This is a genomic window from Pseudomonas sp. SbOxS1 (assembly GCF_013416725.1).
In the GTDB taxonomy this organism is placed as follows: Bacteria; Pseudomonadota; Gammaproteobacteria; order Pseudomonadales; family Pseudomonadaceae; genus Aquipseudomonas.
In genome coordinates this window covers 1-5,145 of the sequence record NZ_JAAVXC010000072.1, presented here as the reverse complement: position 1 = coordinate 5,145, position 5,145 = coordinate 1, and the positions used below count along the sequence as shown (strand labels likewise).

Sequence of the window (5,145 nt, the reverse complement as noted above, 5' to 3'; positions counted from 1 at the left end):
GAGGCGATCACCCCCACCGGGTCGCGGCGGATCATCGAGGTGTGGCCGGGCAGGTATTCGCCCCCGGCCGAGCCGCTCATGCAGCGGCTGGCGCCGGCGAAGAAGCGGAACACGTCGGCAATCGCCGGGATCTCGTCATTGAGCGCGGCGCTGTAGGGCTTGCCGCAGTTGTCCGATTCCAGCTTGGCCAGCTCTTCGCCGTGGGCTTCGATGGCGTCGGCGAGTTTGAGCAGCAGCAGCGAGCGCTCTTTCGGCGGTGTGTGCGACCAGCTGTCGAACGCAGCATCGGCGGCGCGCACGGCGGCATCGACCTGGGCCTCGCTGGCTTCGTTGATTTCTACCAGCACACTGCCCAGCGCCGGGTTGAACACCGGTTGGGCGGGGCCTTCGCCGGTGAGCAGTTGGCCGTTGATCAGGAGTTGGGTTTGCATGAGTCTGTCCTCGTTCGGGTTCCCTGTAGGAGCTGGCTTGCCAGCGAAGGGGCCATCAATGCCAGCAATGATGTCGGCTGACACACCGCTTTCGCCGGCAAGCCATCTCCTACAGGGGATTGTTGTTATCAGATCGCCGATCTGTTTACCGAAGCACCGGCAAGGTCAGCAGGCTTTGCCAATGGCTTGGAAAACTTCCACGCATCCCCCGCCGGCGCCGTGCCCTTGTCGTAGGGCTTGCCCAGCAGCATGTAGACCAGGCCCGCACCCATCACCACCAGCGTGGTCAGGATCATCGAGTAGTTGATGTACCAGGCTGCATCCGGCGAACGCGGCCAGACCATGTTGACGATGGCGCACACGCCATAGACCAGTGCGGCGAGGTTCACCCAAAGGCCCCAGGCCCCGAGGGTGAACTGGCCGTTCGGGCGCCAGCCCTTGGCGCGGGCGATCAGCGCGGCGACCACGATCAACTGGAAGGCGACGTAGATGCCGATCGCCGCGAAACCGACGATAGTGGCCACGGCATCGGCCATGAACATCCCCAGGCAGACGATCGCCGCCGGCACCAGGCCGCTGACCAGCAGCGCGAACGACGGCACATGGTTGGCCGACAGGTGCTTGAACAGCGAACTGCCGACGATCATCTCGTCCCGGGCATAGGCGAACAACAGGCGGCTGGCCGCCGCTTGCAAGCTCAACACGCAGGAGATGAACGACACCATGACCACCGCCATCACCAGGCGCGAACCGACTGGGCCGAAGGCATTGGCCAGGATCGTGGCGACCGGGTCGGTGTCTTCGCCGGCCAGTACTTTGGCCATGTCCGGCACCGACAGGATCAACGCCAGGCACGCGAACATCGCCGCCGCGCCACCTATGTAGATGGTCATGCGCATGGCCTTGGGAATGCGCTTGCCCGGGTTCGGGGTTTCTTCCGCGACATCGCCGCAGGCCTCGAAGCCGTAGTACTGGAACAGGCCGGCCAGGGACGCAGCGAGGAAGGCCGGCAGGTACGAGCCATTCACCTCGAGGTTGAAAGTGTTGAACAGCACGCTGATCGGTTGGTGACGCTCGAAGATCAGCAGGTAGCCCCCGACCAGGATCGCGCCGACCAGTTCGCAGAGAAAGCCGAACATCGCCACCCGCGCCAGCAGCTTGGTGCCCACCAGATTCAGCGCGGTGGACAGCAGGATGATCGCCAGGGCGATAACGATGTTGGCATCCGGGCCGGGATTGAAGCCCAGCATGATTGCCAGGTAGGGCCCGGCACCCACCGCGACCCCGGCGATGGTTGCGCATAACGCCCAGGCATAGACCCAGCCGACCATCCACGCCCAGCGCTTGCCCACCAGGCGACGGGCCCAGGGATAGACGCCGCCGGAAATCGGGAACTGCGACACCACTTCGCCAAAAATCAGGCAAACCAGCATTTGCCCGGCACCGATCAGCAGGTAGGACCAGAACATCGGCGGGCCGCCGGCGGCCAGGCACAAGCCGAACAGGGTATAGACGCCGACGACCGGCGACAGGTAGGTAAAGCCCAGGGAAAAGTTTTCCCACAGGCTCATGCTGCGATTGAAATCCGAGCTGTAGCCGAGGGCGCGCAGTTGTTCCGCGTCCTGATCGGCGCTGCTTGCACGCGTGTTGGATGTGCCACTCATGTTATTTCCTCATTATCAATGGCAGTGGATTAGTACTCACGGATACCTCGAACCTGTGGGAGCCAGCCTGCTGGCGATGGCGATCTCAAGACCGCCATCGCCAGCAGGCTGGCTCCCACAGGGGATCGCATCAGGCCTTGGTTGCGTCGTCGTACTGCGACAGCCACTCGACCGCCGCATCGCGATAGCGGCTGAAGCCCTTGTAGTCGACCAGTTGCTGATTCAGGTCGCGCAGAACCCGGTGCATGCGCCGCGCCCATGCCGGGTTGGTGGCGATGTCTTCGAGGCTGAGCAGGTAGGTGCGGATCGGAAAGACAATGGCGTTGCTGCGCGGCAGGCGGTGCAGGGGTTGCAACTCGATGCGCAGGTACACCAGTTTGCCGGCATTTTCGGCCGTCACGATGGTCCGGTCCGGTGCCCATTCGGGCAGGCTTTCGGCCGAGACCTCAAGGCGCGGGTTGACCGTCAGCGACCAGTTCAGGCGACGCACCGGGTGGCCGGTGCGCAGGCGCAGGAGGAATTTCAGGGCACGGTCGAGCATGCCGATTTCCTTCACCAGCGGCACCGGGCCGTGGAATTCTTCCCAGCTCATGCCCAGGTTGAAGCGCAGTGAGTAGTCGGCGCGCTGGGTGGCGATCCCGGCGCCCCAATACAGCGTACCGTCGCGTTCTTCCTGCAGTACCCAATCGCCCTGGGCCTGGCGGGTCACGTATTCCATCGGCTCATACGGCAGGGTCGCCGGGTCGCCGAAGGTGAAGTGATCGTCGATGTCCAGCAGGCGGTTGGTCCAGTGCCATTGGCGACCTTCACGGGAGAGGGTGAAGTACTGCGGGTAATCGCGGGCGTAGGATTCCATGATCAGCTCCAGCAAGTCCCACTGTGCCTCCATCATGTGCGGCGCCGAGACGTAGTGCATGCCCGGGTCCTTCTCCAGGGTGATGGCGCGGTCCCGGCATTCGCTGATGTAGTGCTCGTCGATATCGAACGCCGCCCGGAAGGCGCCGTCGCCGACCGAAACATGGGGCTCGAGGTTCATCGAGTACATGTAGTCGTCATCGGGGAACGGGAAGGGCGCGCGGGCGATGGTCTGCGGGCTGTTGGCGAAGGTGTAGTCGTCGCGGTAGGTTTCGTCGCGGTTGAATTCGATAGTCATTGTTATGTCTTCCGTCGATCAGAGGTCGATGACCAGGCGATTGCATTTGGCGCGGGATACGCAGGGCATGATTTTCTTGCGGCTGGTCTTGTCTTCGTCCGACAACCAGTCATCGCTGTGCAGCAGTTCGCCGTCGAGTTCCAGGACCACTGTTTCGCAATGGCCACAGGCGCCACCACGACACAGGTAAGGCATGCTGTAGCCCGCGGCCTCGACCGCTTCGAGCATGGTCTGGTCGGGCGAAACCTCGATGGTTGCGCCACTGCGTCCCAGGGTGAAGCTGAAGGCTTCGCCGCCGCTGCTTTGCTCGAGGAAGCGCTCGAAGTGCACGTGGCTGTCGGTCCAGCCCAGCTCGCGGGCACACGCCAGGGTGGCGTCGATCATGGCGTCCGGACCGCATGCATAAACGTGACTGCCGAGCGGGCGATTGGCGAGAATCCGTCCGATGTCCATGCGTGCCTCGATGCCTTTGCGATACAGGTGGACCTGCTTGCCATAGGTCTCCTGCAACTCTTTGCCGAGCTGTGCGTGTTCATCGCCGCGCACCGCGTAATGCAGTTCGAAAGGCACTTTGCTCAGGCGCAACTCTTCCAGCTGGGAGATCACCGGCGTGATACCGACGCCACCGGCAATGAACAGGTGCAGGCGTGCCTGCTTGATCAGCGGAAACAGATTGACCGGCGGCGTGACCTCGATCAGGTCGCCTTCACGGACACTGTCGTGCAGCGCGATCGAACCCCCACGGCCGTTTTCCACCCGGCGCACGGCGATCTGGTAGCTGCTGGTGTCATAGGGCGAACTCAGCAGCGAGTAGGGGTTGCGCAGCGTATTGTTCGGGTTGGCGATCAGTACCACCACGTGGCTGCCACCGGAGAACGCCGGCAGGTGCGCGCCGGTTGGCGATACCAGGGTGAAGCGCTTGATCTGCGGGGTCACCGATTCGATGCGGGCCACCCGCAGGTTCAACGTCCCATTGTTCTGGCTCATGTATCGAGCTCCTCGGCTGGGGGCAGTTCGCCCGGTACTTCGGCATCGGCCTTGACCGCCTGGAAGGCCGCCAGGCGCCGGGAATAGTGGTCGCGCACCACCAGCGTCAAGCTGCAACCGGGGCAGTCGTAGACGCGTTGGGTTACGTTTTCGGTGTAGGTGTCGCAGTGCACGCACCAGACCCGACGCACCAGCGTGCCGGAGTGCTCGCGCAGCACTTCGTCGCGATTGAGGTCGAAGCGGGTGGCCACTTGCATGGCGGTGCCCAGGAAACTTTCGGAGCCGGCGAGGTAGAGGCGGGTGCCCATTCTGGCGTCGCCGAGCAGGTCATCGAGGGCGTCGATCAATGCCTGGTTGCTGGCATACACGCGCAAATCGTGACCTGGGCGCTGCTGCAATTGGGCCAGGAAGTCCTGGCCGGAAAACGACTCCTGGGAGTACAGCAAGGTCACGGGCCGATCCAGCCCGGCCATCTCGTCGAGCAAACGCAACATGGCGCGACCGCCACTGCCTTGCCCGGCAATGATGTGCCGCAGGCCTCCCGGCAGTGGTTGCAACCGGTCGTAGACCGGCCGACTTTTGATCCCGGTGATCAACATTTCTTGTTATTCCTCCTGGCTATCGACTCGACGGGTGAAACGTCGGCACAGATGCAAAGCCCAACGATGGTGGGTTGCAGATAGCAGGAGCACAGGGCGTGCCAAGTGTTTAAGGTGTTGATTTTAAATGGTTAAGTACTTTTCGAGAGAAAAAGTGTAAGCAGAAATAACCATGGTTGTAGGCGTTTTTGCAGCGTTTTTTTCGGTGTACATATCCATTCCTGCGGTAACGGCCACTTATGGTTTCGCCCTTACGGCGAGTCACTTGGAAGAGCCCCAAGTAACCAAGGGCTCTTGCCCCTGGCGTTCGG

The 5,145-nt window shown here is 62.6% G+C and carries 5 protein-coding genes; all 5 read right to left on the bottom strand.

Annotated elements, in window-relative coordinates; genetic code table 11:
* Nucleotides 1-431, bottom strand: a 431-nt coding sequence (locus HFK74_RS32765) for an aldehyde dehydrogenase family protein (RefSeq protein WP_180207207.1), incomplete at its 3' end; no start/stop codon positions are given.
* Between the two features lie 128 nt (nucleotides 432-559).
* The gene (locus tag HFK74_RS32760; protein WP_180207206.1) at nucleotides 560-2,095 is read right to left on the bottom strand and encodes an APC family permease; all 1,536 of its coding nucleotides are present in this window, start codon (nucleotides 2,093-2,095) and stop codon (nucleotides 560-562) included.
* A 130-nt stretch (nucleotides 2,096-2,225) separates the two neighbouring features.
* The gene (locus HFK74_RS32755; RefSeq protein ID WP_180207205.1) at nucleotides 2,226-3,248 is read right to left on the bottom strand and encodes a DUF3445 domain-containing protein; all 1,023 of its coding nucleotides are present in this window, start codon (nucleotides 3,246-3,248) and stop codon (nucleotides 2,226-2,228) included.
* Nucleotides 3,249-3,266: 18 nt separating this feature from the next.
* Complete coding sequence (locus tag HFK74_RS32750; protein ID WP_180207204.1) at nucleotides 3,267-4,235, bottom strand: PDR/VanB family oxidoreductase; 969 nt, start codon at nucleotides 4,233-4,235, stop codon at nucleotides 3,267-3,269.
* Nucleotides 4,232-4,834, bottom strand: coding sequence for a dimethylamine monooxygenase subunit DmmA family protein (locus tag HFK74_RS32745; RefSeq protein WP_180207203.1), 603 nt, complete (start codon nucleotides 4,832-4,834; stop codon nucleotides 4,232-4,234). The genes HFK74_RS32750 and HFK74_RS32745 overlap by 4 nt, the downstream gene beginning before the upstream one ends.
* Nucleotides 4,835-5,145: the final 311 nt, after the last annotated feature.

Excerpts from the sequence above, each read along its gene's own strand:
- HFK74_RS32750 (WP_180207204.1), bottom strand. The coding sequence starts at position 4,235 with ATGAGCCAGAACAATGGGACGTTGAACCTGCGGGTGGCCCGCATCGAA.
- HFK74_RS32755 (WP_180207205.1), bottom strand. The coding sequence starts at position 3,248 with ATGACTATCGAATTCAACCGCGACGAAACCTACCGCGACGACTACACC.
- HFK74_RS32760 (WP_180207206.1), bottom strand. The coding sequence starts at position 2,095 with ATGAGTGGCACATCCAACACGCGTGCAAGCAGCGCCGATCAGGACGCG.
- HFK74_RS32745 (WP_180207203.1), bottom strand. The coding sequence starts at position 4,834 with ATGTTGATCACCGGGATCAAAAGTCGGCCGGTCTACGACCGGTTGCAA.